Here is a 20,679-nt window from a genome sequence, read left to right on the forward strand (position 1 = left end):
AGCGGACTGTCCTTCCATGCGGCCTACCGGGTTAGCTGACGGGCTCGGGCTTGGAAGCAGCCCTACGGCGGATGCCGATTCGCCCCATGGGGGAGGTGGGTCCCCGGCTCCACGCGACGCTGCGTGGATTAGGCTTGTCGGACTCTAACGAAACGGTCAAAGGGTTGTAAACCACCGCAAAACCGGACGTCCGAAAAATGAGATGCTGTGTTCGTCAGTCGAGACGAGCCGGTAAGGTACCGCCCATGGAGTCGCGTAACATCCGCCTGGCCGTCATCCCTGGGGATGGCATCGGCACCGAGGTCGTAGCCGAAGGACTCAAGGTCCTGGAGGCCGTAGGCACGAAGATCGAGCCCACGCACTACGACCTGGGCGCCGCGCGCTATCACCGCACCGGTGAGACGCTGCCGGACGCGGTGCTCCAGGAGCTGCGCGGCTACGACGCGATCCTGCTCGGCGCCGTGGGCGACCCCAGCGTGCCGCCGGGCGTGCTCGAGCGCGACCTGCTACTCCGACTGCGGTTCGAGTTCGACCACTACGTCAACCTGCGGCCGGTCAAGCTGTTCCCCGGCGTGGAGACCCCGCTGGCCGACACGCCCGCCGAGGACATCGACATGATCGTCGTCCGCGAGGGCACCGAGGGCCTCTACGCGGGCACCGGCGGCGTCATGCGGCGCGGCACGCCCCACGAGATCGCCACCCAGGAGTCGCTCAACACCGCCTACGGCGTCGAGCGCGTGGTGCGTTTCGCGTTCGAGAAGGCCAAGTCGCGGCCGCGCAAGAAGCTGACGCTCGTCCACAAGACCAACGTCCTCACCTACGCCGGCGACCTGTGGCAGCGCACGGTCAACCGGGTGGCGGAGGAGTTCCCCGAGGTCACGACCGATTACAGCCACATCGACGCGGCCTCGATGTTCTTCGTGAGCCAGCCCGAGCGGTTCGACGTGGTGGTCACCGACAACCTGTTCGGCGACATCATCACCGACCTCGGCGCGGCCATCGCCGGCGGCATCGGCCTGGCGGCCAGCGGCAACATCAACCCCGAGCGCACCGCGCCCAGCATGTTCGAGCCGGTGCACGGCAGCGCCCCCGACATCGCCGGGCAGGGCAAGGCCGACCCGACCGCGACCATCCTGTCGGTCGCCATGCTCCTCGACCACCTCGGCCTGCACACCGAGGCGGCCAAGGTCGAGCAGGCGGTCGCCGACGACATCGTCGACCGGCTGGCCGGCTGGGCGGGCCGCACCACCCACGAGATCGGCGACGACATCACCGCGCGAGTATCCGGCTAGGACCGCCTAGCCCCGAACGCGCCTGGTGGTCCGAGGAGGACTGCCAGGCGCTTTTTCGCGTCCAAACGGCCGAACCAGCCCATCGGGCACCGACGTTCTCATATAGCGAGACAATAGGAAGTACGAATACTGCTCCCGGGCAGTGTTCGCGTACGCCCCAAGCCTTGTCAGACATCTCAGAGAGAAGGACCGCCGTCATGACCATCGCTGAGAAGCTCAGCTTCGACGTGCAGCTATCCGACCACGCTCGCACCGCGGCCGAGCGGGAGCAGGTGCTGGCGGACCCCGGTTTCGGGCAGACCTTCACGGATCACATGATCTCGATCGACTACACCGAGGGGCAGGGGTGGCATGACGCCACGCTCAGGCCGTACGGGCCGCTCTCGCTCGACCCGGCCACCTCGGTCTTCCACTACGCGCAGGAGCTGTTCGAGGGTCTCAAGGCGTATCGGCAGATCACCGGCTCGATCGTGACATTCCGCCCGTACGCGAACGCCGCCCGCTTCAACCGCTCGGCCGGCCGCATGGCCATGCCCGAGCTGCCGGAGGAGACGTTCGTGGACTCGCTGGAGCTCCTCGTCGAGACAGACAGGGCGTGGGTGCCCACGACCGAGGGCCACAGCCTCTACCTGCGGCCCTTCATGATCGCCACCCAGGCGGGCCTCGGGGTGAACTACCCGTCGAAGTCGTACAAGTACATGGTCATCGCCTCGCCCGCGGCCTCGTACTTCACGGGTGGGATCAAGCCCGTCTCGGTCTGGTTGTCCACGGAGTACACGCGGGCCGCCCCCGGCGGCACGGGCTTCGCGAAGTGTGGCGGCAACTACGCGGCGGCGTTCGTCGCGCAGCGGCAGGCGGTGCAGAACGGCTGCGACCAGGTGGTGTGGCTGGACGCCCACGAGCACAGGTACGTCGAGGAGATGGGCGGCATGAACCTGTTCTTCGTCTTCCGCGACAAGCTCGTCACCCCCGCCCTCACCGGCACCCTGCTGCCCGGCATCACCAGGGACTCGATCCTGGAGCTGGCCGGGGACCTGGGCCTGGAGACCGAGGAGCGGCTCCTCTCGATCGAGGAGTGGCAGTCGGCGTCCGAGGCGGGAGAGCTCACGGAGGTGTTCGCGTGCGGGACGGCGGCCGTGGTGACGCCGGTGGGCACGGTGAAGGGCGTCGACCGCTCCTGGACCGTCGCCGACGGCACCCCCGGTCCCGTGACGATGCGGGTGCGGGAAGAGCTGATGGGCATCCAGTACGGCACCCGCCCCGACTCCCACAGCTGGGTCCACAAGATCGTCTAGTCGGCCCGTCCTCGGGGCCTCACCGAGCCCCGAGGCCGCCTATTCGTCGGCGCCGAGCAGTTTCCCGGTGTCCAGGGCGAACCCCCAGGGCGGCGGCAGGAACAACGGCTCACCCGCGTTCGCCTCCGTTTCCCGGCCGTATTTTCCGCCGCCCGGCTCGCTGTGCAGCCGGACCGAACGCCGGAAAGGATCGACCACCAGATAAAGCGGTACCCCGGCCGGCGCGTATCCGTTCGGTTTGACGTAGTAGTCGTCGTAGGTGCTGCCCGCGGAAACGACGTCCACGAGCAGCAACGTCGAATCGCCGAGCACGGCGTGCTCCTCCGCCATTCGCGGGAACCGCGGCACCACGGCCAGGTCGGGCACGAACCGATCGGCGTGTTGTCCCAGGTGGACGGTGATGTTCGGCCAGATCTCCCAGCCCCGCTCGGCCGCCGCGCCGACTATCTGGAACAACAGCTGAGAAAGAATCGTGTTGTGTTGCCAGGTGCCCGACTCGTTCACCACGATCCGGCCCTTCGTCGTCTCCACCCGATATTCGGGGAGCAAATCGCGTACCGTCCGGAATCGCTCTTCGAGTGGCCCGACCATAGTCGCCGTCCTCTGGTAGTCACGGAGTGACCCAGCGTAATACTCGGCGGCGTTGCGAGGAGGCGTTTTCCTTTACTCGTCGATGTTGGCCATATACGCCTCGTTGCCCTGCTCACCGGCCGCCGCGCCAGGCGGCACGAGCTCTTCGAGCCGCGACACGACCTCCTTGGCCAGCGTCACGTCGGCGGCCGCGGCGTTGGCGCGCACGTTCCCGGCCCGCCGCGACCCCGGGATCGGCACGGCGCCCTGGTGCATGAGCCAGGCCAGCGCGAGCTGCGCGGCGGACAGGTCGTGCTCGGCGGCGAGCGCGGCCACGGCGTCGGCCAGCGCCACGTTGCGATCGAGGTTGCCCTCCTGGAAACGCGGGTTCCCCCGGCGCCAGTCGCCGCTTGCGAGCTCGCCCCGGCCCCGGATCGTGCCGCCGAGGATGCCGCGGCCCAGCGGGCTGTAGGCGACGAAGCCGACGCCCAGCTCCTCGCAGGCCGGCAGCACCTCCTGCTCCGGCGCCCGGCTGAACAGCGAATACTCGCTCTGCACGGCCGTGACCGGGTGCACGGCGCAGGCCAGCCTGAGCGTGCGCGCCGACACCTCCGACAGCCCGACGTGGCCCACCTTCCCGGCCTCGACCAGCTCGGCGAGCGCGCCCATGGTCTCCTCGACGGGCGTCGTCGGGTCGAGCCGGTGCAGGTAGTACAGGTCCACGTGGTCGGTACGCAGGCGGCCGAGGCTGGCGTCGAGCGCGGTCCGTACGTACTCGGGCCGGCCGAGACCCGGCACCAGCAGGCCGCGCTCGTCCTGGTTGCCGCCGAACTTGGTGGCCAGCGTGAACTCGTCGCGCCGCCCGCGCAGCACCCGGCCGATCAGGCTCTCGCTGTGTCCGGCGCCGTAGATGTCGGCGGTGTCGATGAACGTGATGCCCGCGTCGAGCGCCGCCAGCAGGGCGTCGGCCGCCTGCTGCTCGTCCACGTCGGCGTAGATCCCCGGAGCCAGGGTCATCGCACCGAACCCCAGCGCCGAGACCGTCGGACCCTGCCGGCCAAGAGCGCGGTACTGCATGTGTCCCCCTCAGGTTTGTGCGGTCAGGGGTGGAAACTGCCCGGCGCGGGCCCGGTCATGCTGATCGGTTAGTTCTTCCTGATCAGGGTCATGCCGTCGGCGACCGGCAACATGAGCACGGTCACCCGCGGATCCTCGATCACCAGGTCGTTGAACTCGCGGATCTCCACGGTCGTGGTCTCGTCGTGCGCCGGATCCGCAACCCACCCCCTCCTCAGCGTGTTGTCGGCGACGATCAGCCCGCCGGGGCGCAGGCGGTTGACGAGCAGCTCGTAGTAGCCGGGGTAGTTTCCCTTGTCGGCGTCGAGGAAGGCCAGGTCGATGGGCTGGTCGAAGGCCGCGAGCGTCTCGAGCGCGGGGCCGAGCGTGAGCGTGATGCGGTCCTCGACCCCGGCCTGGTGCCAGTACCGGCGCGCGATGGACGTCCACTCCTCGCTCACGTCGAAACAGTGCAGCCGGCCGCCGGTCAGCCCGCGGGCGATGCACACGGACGAATAGCCGGTGAACGTCCCCACCTCCACGACCACCTGAGGCGCCACGAGCTGGGTGATCATGGTGAGGAAGTTGCCCTGGTCGGGGGAGATCTGCATGCCGGCCGCGTCGCCGGTGGCCTCGGCGGTCTCTTTCGCCAGCTCCTCCAGCAGGGGGTCGGGCGGGGTGGTGTGCGCGAAGACGTATTGGGCTACGGCGGGATCCAGGAGGTATGCCTTCATGCGGCCATTGTTTCCTCTTCCGGTAGGGTCTGCGCGATCAATGAGGTGAGAGTGGGCTGATGATGAAGCGGTTGGTGGCGGTCGCGGTCGCGTGCGTGGCGATCGCCGTACTCGGGGTGCTGGCGTTCTCGGAGCCGGGCGAGTCGTCCGACGGAGTGCGGCTGACCCGCCAGATCGACGGCACCATGGTCCTCGCCGACCGGTCGAGAGAGGCTCCCGTGCTCGATCTGTACGAGGACTTCGACTGTCCCGTCTGCAAGGACCTGCACGCCAGGGTGGACGGCACGATCCGGAAGCTGGCCATGGAAGGCAAGGTCAAGGTCGTCTTCCACCCGGTGACGATCTTCCAGGACGAGCCCATGCGCTCGAACTCCATCCGCGCCGCCGCTGCCGCCCGCTGCGTCCCCGAGGCGAACTGGCTGGCGTTCCGGGACGAGCTGTACGCCATCCAGCCCGCGCCGCACGGGGAGGCGTCCGGGTTCACCGTCGAGGAACTGGTCAAGGCGGCCAGGAAGGCGGGGGCGGACGTGGACGAATGCGTCACCTCGCAGTCGTACGCCGAGGAGCACCTGGCGGAGACGGCGAAGGTGCGGCTGGAAGGCACGCCCACGGTGCTGCTCGACGGGCAGCAGCTGGGTGGCGAGGCCTTCGATCCGGCGGCGCTCGAACGGGCCATCACCGGGGGCGACGGTGTCGTGGTCTAACGAGCCTGTGTCCCAGTGCGTGAGATCAGTGTGCCAGATGGTGAATCCATGTGGCAGACTGGTGAGCACCATGTTCTACGGTCTGCTCATTATCAGCAGGCGCGCTGGCTGACAAAGGGACACCGCCAGCGCGCAGACCTCTCACGTCCGTGAGGGGTCTTTTTGTTTTCCAGCACCCAGACTCCTCCGGAGAGACTCATGGCCGACGAACGCTTCCACGTATACGACACGACGCTGCGTGACGGCGCCCAGCAGGAGGGGCTCAACCTCACCGTCGCCGACAAGCTCGCCGTCGCACGTCACCTGGACAGCCTGGGCGTCGGCTTCATCGAAGGGGGCTGGCCGGGCGCCAATCCCAAGGACACAGAGTTCTTCAAGCGGGCTCGAACAGAGCTCGATCTGAAGCACGCGCAACTAGCCGCGTTCGGCGCGACCCGCCGGGCCGGTGTGAAGGCAGCCGACGACCCATTGGTGGCCGCATTGCGCGAATCCGGCGCGCCGGTCGTGACCCTTGTCGCCAAGAGCCACGACCGGCACGTGGAGCTGGCCCTCCGCACGACTCTCCAGGAGAACCTCGCGATGATCCGCGACACGGTCTCCCACCTTCGTGCGGGGGGACAGCGAGTCTTCCTCGACGCCGAGCACTTCTTCGACGGCTACAAGTCCAACCCAGCCTACGCGCTGGAGGTCATCAGGACCGCCGCCGAAGCCGGCGCCGACGTCATCGCCCTGTGCGACACGAACGGCGGCATGCTCCCGGACGAGCTGGCGGAGATCGTCCTGGATGCGGTACGCACCAGCGCCCGGGTCGGCATCCACTGCCACGACGACACCGGTTGCGCGGTGGCCAACACCCTGGCGGCGGTCAAGGCGGGCGCCACGCACGTACAGGGTTGCGCCAACGGCTACGGCGAACGCTCGGGCAACGCCAACCTCTTCACGGTCGTGGCGAACCTGCAGCTCAAGCGCGGCTTCGACCTCGTACCCGCGGGCGCGCTGGCGGACATGACCCGCATCGCCCACGCGATCACCGAGGTCACGAACGTCACCCCCAACTCCCACGCCCCATACGTGGGGACGTCCGCCTTCGCCCACAAGGCCGGCCTGCACGCCAGCGCCATCAAGGTGGACCCCAACCTCTACCAGCACATCGACCCGGCCCAGGTGGGCAACGACATGCGCATGCTCGTCTCCGACATGGCCGGCCGCGCCTCGGTCGAGCTCAAGGGCCGCGAGCTGGGCTACTCGCTGACCCCCGAGCACACCAAGACGCTGGTCGAACGCGTCAAGGACCTGGAGTCGCGAGGCTTCACGTTCGAGGCCGCGGACGCCTCGTTCGAGCTGCTGCTCCGCGACACCGTGCACGGGCAGCGCAAGCGCCACTTCGAGGTGGAGTCCTGGCGCGTCATCGTGGAACGCACGAAGGGCGGCGAACTGGTCAGCGAGGCCACGGTCAAACTGCACGCCAAGGGCGAGCGCATCGTGGCCACAGGCGAGGGCAACGGCCCCGTGAACGCCCTGGACAAGGCGGTACGGCTGGCGCTGGAGCAGCTGTACCCGGACCTGGCGAAGCTGGAGCTGGTGGACTACAAGGTCCGCATACTGGAGGGCACCCACGGCACGGACGCCATCACCCGCGTCCTGATCACCTCCAGCGACGACAGGGCCGAGTGGGCCACGGTCGGGGTGGCGGAGAACATCATCGACGCTTCCTGGCAGGCGCTGGAACAGGCAGTCACGTACGGCCTCCTGCGCGCCGGCCACGAAACCCACTAGGGGTTCGGGCTTTCAAGCAAGGTCCTTCGCAACCAACGACGCGCGATGGGGGGTCTGCTGTCTATGCCCATTGTGATCTCGACCCGGCCGGAGATCGCCGCCGCTACCCCTCGCGACCAGCGTTGACTGCGGTAGAAGGGTCCCCTCTGGCGTTCAGGTCTGGGGATTTGGTGGGACCAGCCCTCACGGCGAGGTGAGTGGTTCGGCCTGGTATGCCTGGTGAAGCAACTCCAAGAAGTTCGGCGCTTCAGGCAAGGAAACAGAGCCGATCCGGTGTACCGCCACACCCGGCGTCCATGAGTTCATGACCACGCCCCCGGCCAACGCCGGCAGGTCGGCGAGCGTGACCTCCTGGACGCGCTGCGGGACACCGAGGCGATCCAGCTGCCGGCGGACAATGCCCATGGTGGTCCCGCCCAGCATCTCGGCGTCAGGCCACACCACCGCGGTGCCGTCCCAGAAGGCCAGATTCCAGATCGAGCCCTCGCTGAGCCGGCCCCGGCGGTCGACGAAGGCGGCGTCGTCGAAGCCTTGTCCAGCGGCCTGGCGGAGGAAATACGTCTTGGCCACCTCGCCGACGTGCTTCACGGCCGGCAGGACCCGTTCGTACGCGACCGTCGCCAGGGCCAGCGGGCCCTGCGGGCCGGACGCGGCCGGCCCGGTACGGACCAGCACCTCCGGCTCCGCATCAGCCCCGGCCACGGTGAACTCGCCCGCCGGCGAGTACACCGTGGCCGTCAGCGAGAGGTCAGCCGGACCGGCCTCCACCGCCGTCCGCAGATACGACCGCACCCGATCGTCGGGCAATGCCTGATCGAACAACTCCTTCGAGGCAGACCGCAGCCGCTCCAGATGCAGGTCGAGGCCCCGGATCTGGCCTCCACGCACCTGCATGGCGGTGAAGTGGGCATAGCCCGCGAAAGCGAGCGGCGCCAACTCCTCGGCGGTCGCCGCCTGACCGTTACGTTGAACAACAAAAGAGGTCATGCAGCACTCCAGCGGTACGGAATCGAGTGGACGGAAGAACGAGCCCCGCCCACGGCCGCGGGCGACGTGTGCGGAATGTTCCGCTCATGAGGCGACGTTAAGGGTTGACATCGATAGGAAGGTCAACCTCAGGTGGGGCTGGTCACATGCTGATCGGGGAGTTGTCCAGGCGTACCGGGGTCAGCTCACGGTTGCTGCGGTACTACGAGGCGCAGGGATTGCTCGACGCCAGACGTGATCCAAACGGTTACCGCGACTATGACGAGGACTCGGTGATCACCGTGCGGCAGATCCGTGCCCTGCTGAATGCGGGCCTGTCCACCGAGGTGATCCGTTCGGTGTTGCCGTGCGTCCGGGGCCGCACGGTAACCCCTAGAACAGATCGGATGGGAATGACACGCCCTCGACCGTGACCTTCCCGCCAGAGCATGACACCTTGGGCGAGTCCGTGCCCGGCACGATCACCGTCAGCAGCGACTTCGCCGTCGGCGACACCACCACATTCGTCGGCTTCTTCGACAGGTACGTGGGCGAAACCCAGCCCAGCTTCCCGCCGCGCTCCACCTTCTGCCCGCCCACCCGGTCACACGACGACAACTGCACCATCGTGACCTTGAACTTGCCGTCCCCCAGCACGACCTTCCCGCCGCCATCGGAGAGCATCTTGAGCGACGGGTCGAAGCGCCACATGTTCCTGATCTTCTTGCCCCCGGACGCCGTATCGAGGACAGCCATCAGGTCCTCCCCGTGGTTCACCAGCACCGACCTCGTGCGGCTCACGCCATACGCCTTGTCCGTCACCTTGAACGACTGCCGGTCCTTGCCGTACTTCGTCCCCACGAGCTTGGACGAGGTCCGCGGCCTGAACCGGGCCCCGACCACCGTCGGCACGTTGTGCGCCTCCGGCGAGAGCGTCCAGTACCGATACGAGCTCTTCTCGTACGAATGGAACCCCCCGTCCACGAGGATGTTCCGCCCCTGCGCGTAGTACGTCACCCCAAGGTGATCCTCATGACCGTGGAACTTCAGCCCAGGCCCGAACCTGATCGAGTAGTACGCCGACTCCGGCTTCCCGAAGGCCGTACGCCCGAAGACGTACCCCGCCCGATAAGCCTTGACCTCCTCCTTCGGCGTGCCGGTCTCCATCTTCGGCTCGGTTTCGGCGCTGCCGTCCCCGATGGGCACCATGTAGCCGTTCGGCATGGTCGAGTGGGCGATGAAGTCCTTCAGGGCCTCGGTCCGCTTGGCGATCTCGGCGGGCACCTTCCTGCCGCACGCCTTCATGTTGGCCATCGCCACCTGCAGCCGGTCGTACACGTACACCGCATACCGCGGCGCCTGCTCCATGAGCGCGCCCTGCGAGTCGACGTCGAGCTTGACCGTGCCGGTCAGCCGGCTGGTGGCCAGGTTCGCCCAGTCCTTGCGGCCGTACCGGCAGCCGATGCCCATGAGCGCGATGTCCTGGTCGATGCCGTGGTTGTGGCCCTTCTTGTAGAGCCGCGAGTTCGACAGGAGCCGGGCGTGGTCGGCCAGGCTGTCCTTGAGCCAGCTCTCGTTGACGTGCCTGCTCAGGCACAGCAGCGGCTGCGTGCGCAGCGAGACGGGGTGGTCCTTCCACACGTACGACTTGGTCCCGCGCGCCCCGGGCTTGTTGTTCGCGGCCCAGTCCTTGGCGATCTCGGTGGCGCGGTCGAGGTAGCGCTGCTCGCCGCTGTTCTCGTACGCGACGACCAGCGTCCCCATCCAGCGCAACGACTGGAACACGAACTCCCACGACCGGTTCCGGTACGGGCTCGCGGCCCAGTTGATCTTCTTGCCCAGCTTGTACGCCGGCAGTCCCACCAGCGAGATCTCACCGTTCATGACATCGTCGGCCGTCGGCGTCCCGGGTAACCAGTCGCCCTGGCACTCCGCGGTGCGGGTCACCTTGTCGGCCTGCGCGGGGCTCACGAACCCACCGAGTACGAGCATGAGGGCAAGAGGTATCGCGAGCCGGCGCACGCCAGGTCCTTCCAGGGCAAACGAACGGGACAAAAGATGAGGGCGGGACATGCTTTCGGAATCACGATCAACGGGTCAAGCCGAATGCCTGATTCGTTAGCCGCCCGATGCGGCGCCGGCACTCCGGCTGGCGGACGCCGTGCCAGTCGCGACATGCTGGGGTACGTGACACTCGACGATCTCGTGATCCCGGACACGCCGGCCTGCCGCGGCGCCCTCGAAGTGGCCGGTAGATACCACTCGCCCTCGCTGCTCAACCACTCGGTCCGCGCCTACCTGTGGGCGGCCGCGTACGCACGGGACAACGGCATCGCGTTCGACGCCGAGCTGCTGTACGTGTCGTCGATGCTGCACGACATCGGGCTGGTGGCCGAGTTCGACAGCCACACGGTCCCGTACGAGGAGGCGGGCGGGCACGTGGCCTGGGCCTTCTGCGCCGGGGCAGGCTGGTCGCCCGAGCGCAGGCTACGCGCGTGCGAGGTGATCATCCGGCACATGTGGGAGGAGGTGCCGCTGGACGAGGACCCCGAGGGCCACCTGCTGGAGCTCTCCACCGGCATGGACATCTCGGGCCGCAGGACGGACGAGATCCCCGCTGACGTGCGGCGCGAGGTCCTGGAGCGCTACCCGCGGCTGGAGATCGCCAAGGAGTTCAGCGTGTGCATCTCGGAGCAGGGAGCGCGCAAGCCGTCGAGCTTCGCGGCCCAGTTCGTCGGCGGCGGCATCGTGGACCGCATCACCCGCAACCCCCTGGACGCGTAGAGCTCAGGACTTGGGCCCGGCGCTCTCCGCGACCTCGAACGTCCACACCTCCGAGCCCGTCGCCGCGGGCCCCTGTCCATGCCCGTGCCCCTGGGCGCCCTGCGCCGCCTGGGCGTGCCCGCGCTGGAACGCCTGCCCCTGCTGCCACGTCTGGAAGTCCTCCTCGCTGCGCCAGCGCGTGTAGACGAGGTACTGATCGGTGCCCTCCACCGGCCTGAGCAGCTCGAACCACTCGAACCCGGCCGCCGACTCCACCATCCCGGCCCGCTTGGAGAACCGCCGTTCGAGCTCCTCCCGCATGTCGGCGGGCACGGTCAGCACGTTGATCTTCACGACGGACAACACAGGCCCCTCTCGTCAGCGCACCACCACAGGGCGGCGCAGGTGAGGGCACCAGGCTAACGCGGGCGGCCGCCGGTACATGATCCCGGTCCAGCGCGTCGCGCAGGTGCTCGAGCACGACTGCGGACAACCCGCCCATTTATCGACAAGTCCAAGGCCAGGCGTGTCCGGACGTGACCGGAGCCCTCCGGCGGCGGCGATAGCCTTGTCGGGTGCGTATAGCGAGGTTCTCCACAGGCGAAGGCGTGTCGTTCGGTGTGGTCGAGGGCGGTCCGGGGGAGGAGTTCGTCTCCGCGGTCTCCGGCCATCCCTTCGGCCAGGTGCAGTTGACCGGCGAGCGGCACCCGCTGTCCCAGGTGAAGCTGCTGGCCCCGATGCTGCCGAGCAAGGTGGTGGCCATCGGCAGAAACTACGCCGAGCACGCGGCCGAGCTGGGCAACGAGGTGCCCGAGGAGCCGCTCATCTTCATGAAGCCGTCCACCACGGTGATCGGCCATGGGGAGAACATCGCCTATCCCACGACGCTGTCCGACCGCGTCGACTACGAGGGTGAGCTGGCCGTGGTGATCGGCAGGCTGTGCCGCGAGGTGCCGGTCGAGCGGGTCAAGGACGTCATCTTCGGCTACACCTGCGCCAACGACGTCACCGCCCGCGATCTGCAGAAGAAGGACGTGCAGTTCACCCGGGCCAAGGGGTTCGACACGTTCTGCCCGCTCGGGCCGTGGATCCAGACCGACCTCGACGCCACCGACCTGGCGCTGACGACCACGGTCAACGGCGAGATCCGGCAGAGTGGGCGCACCAGCCAGCTCATCAACGACATTCCCGCGCTGGTCGCCTACGTCAGCGCCGTCATGACGCTGATCCCCGGCGACGTCATCCTGACCGGCACGCCCGCGGGCGTCGGCCCGTTGGAGATCGGCGACGAGGTCAGCGTCGGCATCGAAGGCATCGGCACACTCACGAACAAGGTGGTCTCCCGTGACTGACGTACGGGTGCGGTTCGCCCCGTCTCCAACCGGCATGTTCCACGTGGGCAGTGCCCGCGCCGCGCTGTTCAACTGGGCTGTCGCCATGCAGTCCGGCGGGCGGTTCATCCTGCGCATCGAAGACACCGATGCCACCCGCAACCGGCCCGAATGGACCGAGGGCATCATCTCGGCGCTCGACTGGATCGGGATCAATGGCACCAACCCGGTGTTCGAGGGCCCCTACTTCCAGTCGGCGTACGAGCCGCAGCACCGCGAGGCCGTGGCCAAACTGCTGGCCGACGGCAAGGCGTACTTCTGCGACTGCACCCGCGAGCAGGTCCAGGAGCGCACGGGCTCCAAGGACAAGGGCTACGACGGCTACTGCCGCGGGCGCGGGCTCACCGCGGGCGCGGTGCGCTTCCGCACGCCCGACGAGGGCGTCACGGTGGTGGAGGACCTGGTGCGCGGCCGGGTGGAGTTCCCCAACAACGCGCAGGAAGACTTCGTGATCGCGCGCAGCGACGGCTCGCCCCTCTACGTGCTGGCCAACGCCGTCGACGACATCACGCAGGGCATCACCCACGTCGCCCGCGGCGAGGAGCACCTGCCCAACGCGGCCAGGCAGGAGCTGCTCTGGCCCGCGCTGGGCGCGACGCCGCCGGTCTGGGCGCACCTGCCGGTGATCGTCAACGAGCAGCGCAAGAAGTTGTCCAAGCGCCGCGACAAGGTGGCGCTGGAGGACTACCGCGCGGAGGGCTACCTGCCCGAGGCCATGGTCAACTACCTCATGCTGCTCGGCTGGGGCCCCGGCGAGGATCGCGAGATCATGCCGTGGTCGGAGATGGCGCCGCTGTTCAGGCTGGAGGACGTCAACCCGTCCAACGCGTTCTTCGACGAGAAGAAGCTGCGCGCGTTCAACGGCGAGTACATCCGGGCGTTGCCGCTGGAGACGTTCGAGGAGCGCTGCGTGCCCTACCTCGACCCCTCCTGGGACCGCGAGCTGTTCAGCAAGGTCGCGGCGCTGGCTCAGACCCGTATCTCGGTGTTGTCGGAGATCCGGCAGAACGTCGACTTCCTCTTCCTCGAGGAGCCGGTCTTCGACCAGGCGTCCTGGGACAAGGCGATGAAGAACTCCCCGGTGGAGATCCTCACCGACTACCTGCAGCGGCTGGAGTCGGTGAGCTGGGACCCCGAGTCGCTCAAGCAGGCGCTGGAGGAGGTCGGCGTGGCCCACGGGCTCAAGCTCGGCAAGGCCCAGGCCCCCGTACGCGTGGCGATCACCGGCCGGACGGTGGGCCTGCCGCTGTTCGAGTCGATCGAGGTGCTCGGCCGCGAGCGGATCCAGGACCGCCTGCGCGCCGCGCTAGCGCGCCTGCGAGGCTGACCGCGGCTCCCGCGGCCATCGACAACCACACCCCGGGGACGCCGAGCCACGAGCTCAGCAGATAGGCAAGGGGCAGCTGTACGGCGAAGCCCGCCAGCGTGGCGGCCAGCAGACGGCTGCCCCTTCCGCTTGCCTGCATGACCCCGCCCACGGCGATCAACCCGCCGAACGGCACCAGATAGAGCGCCATCCACCGCAGAAAGCCCACGGCCACCGCCGGATCGTCGGTGAACAGCCCGGCGACCGGCGCCGCGGCCACGTTCAGCACGATCGCCACCACGGCTCCCGCCCCGAGCCCGAGCCGGAGCGGCGCCCGGACGGGCTCCGAGCGAGCGGTACGGATCATCGCCGCCTGGCGCAACGCGTAGAACACCATGACCCCGGCCAGCATGATCTTCTGCCCGATCCCGTACCCGGCCACCTCGGCCGTGCCGAACCCGGCCACGATCTCCACCAGGGCCAGCCCCACCAGGGAACGAGCCAGGAAATCTCCGGACATGGGGAGCCCTGTCCGGATCACCTCGCCCGCGGCCAGGCCCTGACCCGGGGAGCGGAGCCGTACCACAGACAAGAGAGCGATCGCCAGCGTGATCAGGCGCGCGATCACCGTGGCTATCGCGGCGCCCTGGACGCCCAGGTCGAGCCCGTAGATGAAGAGCGGATCCAGGGCGATCACCAGGCCGTTGCAGATGAACGCGTTCCGCATGGGGAGCTTCGTGTTCCCCAGGCCCTTCAGGATGCCGTCCACGACCGTCTGGGCGAAGAACACCGGCAACCCGCCGAGCGAGACGAGTAAGAAGTCCGCGGTCAGCGCCGGTGAATCGGTGAAGAGCCCGGCCAGGGGCTCGCGCCACAACACGCCCGGCACTGCGATCGCGACCGAGAACACCCCCCACAACAACCAGCCCGTCCTGATCACCGGAGCCAGCGGCGCGTGGCCGTCGCGCCGCCCGATCAGCACGGTCACCCCCGTCGGAACCGCCAGGAACAGCCCGTACGCCAGGTATTCGGCCGTGGTGCCCACCGTGACCGCCGCGATCGCCGCCTCGCCCAGCCCGGACACCCAGAGCAGGTCGATCAGGCCGACCGCGACCACGGCGGTGAGCAACTCCACGTAGATGGGCAGGGCCAGCCGGGTCATCACTACCTCGTTTCGCTGTACCTCGTTTAGAGGTATAGCGTTACGATGCACCCCATGGCAAGCGGCGGTGACCTGAGCCTCACCATCCTGGGATTCCTGAACGAGCGCCCCATGCACGGCTACGAGCTCAAGTCACGCCTGGCGGCGCTCACCGGCCACCTGCGCCCGGTCAGCGACGGCGCCCTCTACCCGGCCATCTCCAGGCTCGAAGCGAAGGGGCTGGTCGAACGGCACGAGGAGGCGGGTGCGGCGGCCGCGCGCCGGCAGGTGCTGACGATCACCCGCGAGGGCCGCGAGGAGTTGCTCGGGCGGTTGCGTGAGCCCTCGGACCTGGACATCAGCGACCAGACCAGGTTCTTCGCGCTGCTGACGTTCCTGTCGGCGCTGCCCGACCCAGCCGACCAGGCGCGGGTGCTCGGCCGCCGCCTGGCTTTTCTGGAGGCCCCGGCGAGCTTCTTCTACGAGGGCGGCAGGCCGGTCAGGGCGAAGGACGAGCCGGACCCGTACCGGCGCGGCATGCTCCTGATCGCCCGCGCGTCGAGCCAGGCCGAGCGGGAGTGGCTCCGCCGTCGCATCGAGGAACTGCGCAGTGGGCCACGTTCCGGCCCACTGCGCGACGGCGGCTAGTCGAGGCCGCGGCGGGCGAGCAGCGGCTGGATGCTCGGCTCGCGCCCCCGGAAGTTGCGGAACGCGGTCAGCGGGTCGAGGCTCCCGCCGCGGGAGAGCAATTCGCGGCGGAAGTGGTCGCCGTTCGCCCTGGTGAGCCCGCCGTTCTCCTTGAACCACTCCACGCTCTCCGCGTCGAGCACCTCGCTCCAGATGTAGGAGTAGTAGCCGGCGCTGTAGCCGCCGGCGAAGATGTGCGCGAAGTAGTTGGTCCGGTAGCGCGGCCTGACCAGCGCGACGTCGATCCGCGCGGCTTCCAGGGCCGCCGCCTCGAACGCCTCGGCGTCGGCCACCGTCTCGCCGGGCGCCAGCTTGTGCCAGGCCCAGTCGAGCAGCGTCGCGGCCAGGTATTCGACGGTCTTGAAGCCCTGGTTGAACTTCTCCGCCGCCGTCAGCTTCGCCACCAGCTCGGCCGGCATCGGCTCGCCCGTCTCGTGGTGCTTGGCGTAGTTGGCCAGCACCTCGGGCCAGGTCCCCCACATCTCGTTGACCTGCGACGGGTACTCGACGAAGTCGCGCGGCACGCTGGTGCCCGACACGCGCGGGTAGCGCACCTGGGAGAACAATCCGTGCAGCGCGTGCCCGAACTCGTGGAAGGCCGTGTTGACCTCGTCGTACGTCAGCAGCGTCGGCCCGGAGGCCGGCTTGGTGACGTTGAGGTTGTTCATCACCACGGGCAGCTGGCCGAACAGGAAGGACTGGTCGACCAGGTTGTTCATCCACGCCCCGCCGCGCTTGGTCTCCCTCGCGTACGGGTCGAGCACGAACAGCCCCAACCGGCTCCCGTCCTCGTTGGACACCTCGAACACGGTCACATCATGGTGGTATCCGCCGAGATCGGCGCGCTCGGCGAACGTGACGCCGTACAGCTCGGTCGCCGCGAAGAAGATGCCGTCCCGGTAGACCCGGTTGAGCTCGAAGTACGGCCGCATCGCGGCGGCGTCGAAGTCGTAGCGGGCCTGGCGCACCTTCTCCGAGTAGTACGACCAGTCCCACGGCTCGATCGCGAACCCGGCCTGCTCGGTCAGCGCCTCGGCCTCCTTGCCCGCGTTCCGCACGGCGGGGCCGACGAGCTGGCCGAGCATCTCCTCGACCGCCTCGGCGGTCTTGGCCGTCTGGTCGGTCACCGAGTAGGCGGCGTGGTTGGGGAACCCGAGCAGCGCCGCCCGCTCCGCCCGCAGCGTCGCCATCTTGGCCGCGCGCTCGAAGTTGCCGGGCGCCCGCCCGACGCTCAGCTCGTACAGCCGGCGGCGCACGTCGCGGTCGGTGAGCTGGGCCAGGCCCGGCTGGTTGGTGAAGTTCAGCAGCGGCAGGACGTATTTGCCGTCCTTGAGCAACGACTCGATCTTGGCCTCGTCGAAGCCGTCGAGCTCCTTGGGGTCCTCCACCACCAGCGCCGACTCGGTCGACGCCTTGAGCAGGCTCTGCGCGAACTCCGTCGAGAGCGTCGACAGCTCCCCGTTGAGCTCGCGCAGCCGGTCCTGCTCGGTCTCCGACAGGTCGGCCCCTGCCCTGATGAAGTCGTCCCGGTATTTCTCCAGCAGCCAGGACTCCTCGGCGTCCTCCGTGGTCACCTGCTTGATCCGCGCCCACAGCGCCCTGTTGAGCCGGATCGCGTCGCTGTGCCTGGTCAGCTCGGGGGAGATCTGCTTCTCGATCTCCATGATGCCGTCGGTGGTGTTCGAGGAGGCGATGCTGTAGAAGACCGTGGCCGTGCGGTCGAGGATCCGCCCCGACCGCTCGAGCGCGGCGATCGTGTTGTCGAAGGTGGGCGGCTCTGTGCTGCTCGCGATCGCGTCGACCTCGGCCAGCTGCTCCGCCATGCCGCGCTCGAACGCCGGCAGGTAGTGCTCCTCGCGGATGTCCGCGAAGGGCGGCAGCTGGTAGGGCAGATTGCTAGGGGCGAAGAACGGATTCTCGGCCAACGCTGGGGCTCCTCCACGTGGTGTTTTGTCCCCTTCAGCTTGGCACGACCGGGCCGGTGCCGGGGGCGGCGGAGGGCCGGTTGGCTAATCGTTTTGGTCTTACCCCCCGAGCTGGGCTATTCTTTCGGACGTCGCCAAGCGCGGTCCCGAGGGGCTGCGGGCGGTGGGGTATGGTGTAATTGGCAGCACGACTGATTCTGGTTCAGTTAGTCTAGGTTCGAGTCCTGGTACCCCAGCATTTAACGGACGCGATGCGTCCGTTTTTTATTTTGCGAGCCGGTGCGGAATATCCGTGATCTGCGCCCCGGCGTGGACCTCGCCCTGGAGATCACCGGCACCCCCGTGGCCCTGGCCGCCGACGTGGAGACCACCCTGTTCCGCATCGCGCAGGAGGCCCTGGCCAACGTCGCCAAGCACGCGAGAGCCACCAGGACGGGCCTCACCCTGTCCTACGCCGACGAAACGATCCTCCTGGACATCCGGGCCACGACGGGACCGGTTTCGACCCGCAGCCGCCCGCTGACGGCTTCGGCCTGGACGGCATGCGGCAACGGGCACGCGGCGTGGGCGGCACCGTGGAGATCTAGTCGGAGCCGGGCCACGGCACGACCATCGCGCTCCGCTGGCAGGACATCACCAGGATCGACGTCGTGGACACCCAACTGGCCAACCCGCGACGCGTGGGCCGACCGGGCGGCGTACGAGTGCGGGCCCAGGCACTGCGCTCGGTCGGGCTCATCGGCTGGGGGGAGCGGACGGTGCCGCCCCGAGTACCGGGCTGGATGCGCGACCGCCTGGCCCGCGTCCCCGTGGACCCGGCGACGGGCAGACCGGAGGTGGCGATCCGCTCGGAGAGTTCGATCCGCTGTGGGAACGGGGCCCGATGGGTGACTGGGTTCGGCGCTACAGGCCCGATCTGATGGGCGGATAAGCGGTTTGGTTGTGGTCTGCGGGGTGCGGTAGAGTTACCTGCGTTGCCGGGCAGCCCGGCAGATCAGCTTGTGGACAGGGTCCCGTCGTCTAGTGGCCCAGGACGCCGCCCTCTCAAGGCGGTAGCGCCGGTTCGAATCCGGTCGGGACTACCACTGTCACAAGCTCACGAAGGTCCCGTCGTCTAGTGGCCCAGGACGCCGCCCTCTCAAGGCGGTAGCGCCGGTTCGAATCCGGTCGGGACTACGTCTACAACCGCTCCGGTGCACTCAGCCCGGGGCGTTTCGTATTCCGGGGCCGCTCGTACGAAGCGTAAAACCCAAAGAGCCCCGCCCCGAACGGCGCTGTACTCAGCACAAAGCTCCCCGCCATGAACGGCGGGGAGCTTTGTGCACAGAACGCATCACACAGAGCGGGCCCTGAAGAGGGCGCGCCGGGCCGCCTTGGCCACCTGCTTGTCCGGGTGGACCTGCGAGATCAGATCCAGCAGCTCCTCCACATGCGCATGCGGAATCTTCCAGATCACCTCGAGCAGGCTGTTGACCATGTCAGGCCCGATGTCCCGCAGGCTGCTCACGAACTCCGACCGCCCCAGCCCGGCAGAGATCGTCCACATGTCCAGGATCAGCCAGTGCGTGTCGTCCTGCGTCGGCTCGGGCGCCCCTTCGATCTCCAGCTGGCTCAGATGCGTGGCCGCGTAAGGCCGCAGGGACGGCTGTTTGAGGGCCTCTTGCCAGGCCGGGATGGCGGCCGCGCCCAGCGTGCCGACGACGCTGGCCGCCTGCACCCTGATCAGCGCGTCGCTCTCGTCCTCCGCCGCGGCCTCCAGCAGCTCCTCAGCCGCCTTCTCCGGCTCCCGCAGCCGCATCCAGGCCGCGAACTCGGCGTCGGCCTCGTCCTCGGGCAGCTCGGCGCTCAGCGCCAGCAGCTCGTGGGCGCTCATCGACTCGATCGCCGGCCTGGCGTCCACCTCGATGTCGGCGTCGTCCACCAGGTGGATGACGCCTTCGGTGCCGAGCGGCGTGAGGCTGAGGGTCTTGTCCTGGACCTCGACCATGCCGTAGCCGATCAGCCAGTCGATCGCGGGCGCCAGCGGGTCGCCCGCCGCCTCCCACGCGTCCGAGCCCAGCTCGTCGAGGTCGGCGGCGGCCTCGGCCAGCTCCTGCGCCAGCTCGTCGAGGTCGCGCGAGCCACCCGCGAGCAGCAGCCTGACCAGCAGGCCCCGCGTCAGGCCGGCCAGGGCCATCGTGAGGTCCTCGTCGTCCAACTCCGGGTCGCCGTAGTCGACGGAGTGCAGCCCGAGCATCCAGGCGTCGAGCACGTCCTCGTCTTCGTCGAACGGCCACTCCGCGGTGTCGTCCTGCACGGCCACCGTGCCGACCTCGCCCGGCTGGAGGAACTCCAGGTCCACGGCGAGGTTCCAGATGTTCCATAGTTGGGGGACGGCCTCGGAGACCGGGCCGTCGGTCTGCGGCCTGGGCATCCCGACGGCCGTCAGCGCCTCCTCCACCTCGGCGTCGGAGAGCAGCGTGTCCTCGCCCACCCGACGCCCCGAACCCACCCACACGGCCAGGTCGCGGGCCATGGCGACCAGCGGCGCCTGGCGGGCGGCCGCGGCCAGTTCGGAGTCGGGCCGCAGCCTGATCGTGTCGAGCTCGGCCAGCTCGTCGGCGAACGGCTCGAAGTCGCCCAGGTCGCCGGCCTCTTCCTCCCCCTCGTCGTCGCCTTCGACGTCCTCGAGCAGGTCCTCCATCAGGTCGACGAACTCGTCTTCGACGTCGTCGAGCTCGGCCTGCAGCTCGGCGAGGGAGTCCGAGCCCTTGGCCAGCCTGCCGGTCTGCGAGAGGAACGTCAGGTACGCGTCCACGGCCGGGAGCATCCCGTCGGCGGCGGCGTCGGGATCCTCCACGACCTTGGGTATGCGGTCGAGCAGCAGGTTACGCAGGTCGGCCCGCTTCCAGGTGCCGAGATCCTGCGAGAAGGCGAGACGGTGCCAAAGTGCGGCAGGCCCCACGAGCTCGGGGTCGCTCCCGGGCGCGTTCGCACGCGCCCACATGATGAACTCTTCGAGCAGGGGTCGCAGCTCAGTGGCGGCTACCTCGATGCGATCGGTCACGCACTCAGGCTAGTGCGCCCGGGAGGC

Annotated in this window: 18 protein-coding genes, 3 tRNA genes, 1 pseudogene and 1 riboswitch; of the genes and pseudogenes, 13 read left to right on the plus strand and 9 right to left on the minus strand. The window is 68.6% G+C overall.

Annotated features, from left to right (window positions below):
* Positions 1-5: 5 nt before the first annotated feature.
* A riboswitch (cyclic di-AMP (ydaO/yuaA leader) is annotated at positions 6-145 on the minus strand.
* 100 nt (positions 146-245) lie between these two features.
* Entirely contained in the window at positions 246-1,292 is a 1,047-nt protein-coding gene (locus tag ACFLIM_RS15705) for a 3-isopropylmalate dehydrogenase (RefSeq protein WP_393165854.1), read from the plus strand.
* A gap of 197 nt (positions 1,293-1,489) precedes the next feature.
* On the plus strand, positions 1,490-2,587 hold the full coding sequence (locus tag ACFLIM_RS15710; RefSeq protein ID WP_393165856.1) for a branched-chain amino acid aminotransferase: 1,098 nt from the start codon (positions 1,490-1,492) through the stop codon (positions 2,585-2,587).
* 39 nt (positions 2,588-2,626) lie between these two features.
* On the opposite strand, the gene ACFLIM_RS15715 is transcribed toward ACFLIM_RS15710, so the two are convergent.
* From ACFLIM_RS15715 to ACFLIM_RS15725, 3 genes are all read right to left on the minus strand, one after another.
* Positions 2,627-3,178, minus strand: a complete 552-nt coding sequence (locus ACFLIM_RS15715; RefSeq protein ID WP_393165858.1) for a Uma2 family endonuclease — start codon at positions 3,176-3,178, stop codon at positions 2,627-2,629.
* A 72-nt stretch (positions 3,179-3,250) separates the two neighbouring features.
* Positions 3,251-4,234, minus strand: a complete 984-nt coding sequence (locus ACFLIM_RS15720; RefSeq protein ID WP_393165860.1) for an aldo/keto reductase — start codon at positions 4,232-4,234, stop codon at positions 3,251-3,253.
* Between the two features lie 68 nt (positions 4,235-4,302).
* Entirely contained in the window at positions 4,303-4,947 is a 645-nt protein-coding gene (locus ACFLIM_RS15725; protein ID WP_393165862.1) for an O-methyltransferase, read from the minus strand.
* Positions 4,948-5,006: 59 nt separating this feature from the next.
* Between ACFLIM_RS15725 and ACFLIM_RS15730 the strand changes: the two genes are divergently transcribed.
* A complete protein-coding gene (locus ACFLIM_RS15730) occupies positions 5,007-5,651 on the plus strand; it encodes a DsbA family protein (RefSeq protein ID WP_393165864.1) in 645 nt (214 codons plus the stop codon).
* Between the two features lie 198 nt (positions 5,652-5,849).
* Positions 5,850-7,427, plus strand: coding sequence for a citramalate synthase (gene cimA, locus ACFLIM_RS15735; protein ID WP_393165866.1), 1,578 nt, complete (start codon positions 5,850-5,852; stop codon positions 7,425-7,427).
* A gap of 183 nt (positions 7,428-7,610) precedes the next feature.
* Here cimA and ACFLIM_RS15740 read toward each other — a convergent pair whose 3' ends face one another.
* Positions 7,611-8,414, minus strand: coding sequence for an aminotransferase class IV family protein (locus tag ACFLIM_RS15740; protein ID WP_393165868.1), 804 nt, complete (start codon positions 8,412-8,414; stop codon positions 7,611-7,613).
* A gap of 146 nt (positions 8,415-8,560) precedes the next feature.
* Here ACFLIM_RS15740 and ACFLIM_RS15745 point away from each other — a divergent pair.
* A pseudogene (locus ACFLIM_RS15745) lies at positions 8,561-8,773 on the plus strand (MerR family transcriptional regulator); the annotation flags it as partial.
* Between the two features lie 13 nt (positions 8,774-8,786).
* On the opposite strand, the gene ACFLIM_RS15750 reads toward ACFLIM_RS15745, so the two are convergent.
* Positions 8,787-10,415 carry a heparinase II/III family protein gene (locus ACFLIM_RS15750; RefSeq protein WP_393165870.1) on the minus strand — a complete coding sequence of 543 codons (1,629 nt, stop codon included), beginning with the start codon at positions 10,413-10,415 and terminating at the stop codon, positions 8,787-8,789.
* A gap of 165 nt (positions 10,416-10,580) precedes the next feature.
* Here ACFLIM_RS15750 and ACFLIM_RS15755 point away from each other — a divergent pair, with 165 nt between their 5' ends.
* Entirely contained in the window at positions 10,581-11,177 is a 597-nt protein-coding gene (locus ACFLIM_RS15755; protein WP_393165872.1) for an HD domain-containing protein, read from the plus strand.
* A 3-nt stretch (positions 11,178-11,180) separates the two neighbouring features.
* Here the strand turns inward: ACFLIM_RS15755 and ACFLIM_RS15760 are convergent, their stop codons facing one another.
* Positions 11,181-11,519 carry an antibiotic biosynthesis monooxygenase family protein gene (locus tag ACFLIM_RS15760; protein ID WP_393165874.1) on the minus strand — a complete coding sequence of 113 codons (339 nt, stop codon included), beginning with the start codon at positions 11,517-11,519 and terminating at the stop codon, positions 11,181-11,183.
* Between the two features lie 212 nt (positions 11,520-11,731).
* Here ACFLIM_RS15760 and ACFLIM_RS15765 point away from each other — a divergent pair, with 212 nt between their 5' ends.
* Together ACFLIM_RS15765 and gltX are read left to right on the plus strand one after the other, a co-directional pair.
* Positions 11,732-12,508 (plus strand): fumarylacetoacetate hydrolase family protein, encoded by a 777-nt coding sequence (locus tag ACFLIM_RS15765; protein WP_393165876.1) that lies wholly within the window; start codon positions 11,732-11,734, stop codon positions 12,506-12,508.
* Complete coding sequence (gene gltX / locus ACFLIM_RS15770; protein ID WP_393165878.1) at positions 12,501-13,874, plus strand: glutamate--tRNA ligase; 1,374 nt, start codon at positions 12,501-12,503, stop codon at positions 13,872-13,874. The genes ACFLIM_RS15765 and gltX overlap by 8 nt, the downstream gene beginning before the upstream one ends.
* Here the strand turns inward: gltX and ACFLIM_RS15775 are convergent.
* On the minus strand, positions 13,768-15,015 hold the full coding sequence (locus ACFLIM_RS15775) for an MATE family efflux transporter (protein ID WP_393165879.1): 1,248 nt from the start codon (positions 15,013-15,015) through the stop codon (positions 13,768-13,770). The two genes, gltX and ACFLIM_RS15775, sit on opposite strands and share 107 nt — an antisense overlap.
* A 54-nt stretch (positions 15,016-15,069) precedes the next feature.
* Here ACFLIM_RS15775 and ACFLIM_RS15780 point away from each other — a divergent pair, with 54 nt between their 5' ends.
* Entirely contained in the window at positions 15,070-15,642 is a 573-nt protein-coding gene (locus ACFLIM_RS15780) for a PadR family transcriptional regulator (protein ID WP_393165881.1), read from the plus strand.
* Here the strand turns inward: ACFLIM_RS15780 and ACFLIM_RS15785 are convergent.
* Complete coding sequence (locus ACFLIM_RS15785) at positions 15,639-17,606, minus strand: M3 family metallopeptidase (RefSeq protein WP_393165882.1); 1,968 nt, start codon at positions 17,604-17,606, stop codon at positions 15,639-15,641. The two genes, ACFLIM_RS15780 and ACFLIM_RS15785, sit on opposite strands and share 4 nt — an antisense overlap.
* Before the next feature lie 164 nt (positions 17,607-17,770).
* On the opposite strand from ACFLIM_RS15785, the gene ACFLIM_RS15790 reads away from it, so the two are divergent.
* From ACFLIM_RS15790 to ACFLIM_RS15805, 4 genes are all read left to right on the plus strand, one after another.
* Positions 17,771-17,842: transfer RNA gene (locus tag ACFLIM_RS15790), tRNA-Gln, on the plus strand.
* A gap of 414 nt (positions 17,843-18,256) precedes the next feature.
* On the plus strand, positions 18,257-18,526 hold the full coding sequence (locus ACFLIM_RS15795; protein WP_393165884.1) for a hypothetical protein: 270 nt from the start codon (positions 18,257-18,259) through the stop codon (positions 18,524-18,526).
* An 89-nt stretch (positions 18,527-18,615) separates the two neighbouring features.
* Positions 18,616-18,691: transfer RNA gene (locus ACFLIM_RS15800), tRNA-Glu, on the plus strand.
* Positions 18,692-18,709: 18 nt separating this feature from the next.
* A tRNA-Glu gene (locus ACFLIM_RS15805) sits at positions 18,710-18,782 on the plus strand.
* A gap of 157 nt (positions 18,783-18,939) precedes the next feature.
* Here the strand turns inward: ACFLIM_RS15805 and ACFLIM_RS15810 are convergent.
* The gene (locus ACFLIM_RS15810) at positions 18,940-20,652 is read right to left on the minus strand and encodes a hypothetical protein (RefSeq protein WP_393165885.1); all 1,713 of its coding nucleotides are present in this window, start codon (positions 20,650-20,652) and stop codon (positions 18,940-18,942) included.
* Positions 20,653-20,679: the final 27 nt, after the last annotated feature.

It is taken from the genome of Nonomuraea marmarensis (assembly GCF_043197025.1).
GTDB lineage: Bacteria > Actinomycetota > Actinomycetes > Streptosporangiales > Streptosporangiaceae > Nonomuraea > Nonomuraea marmarensis.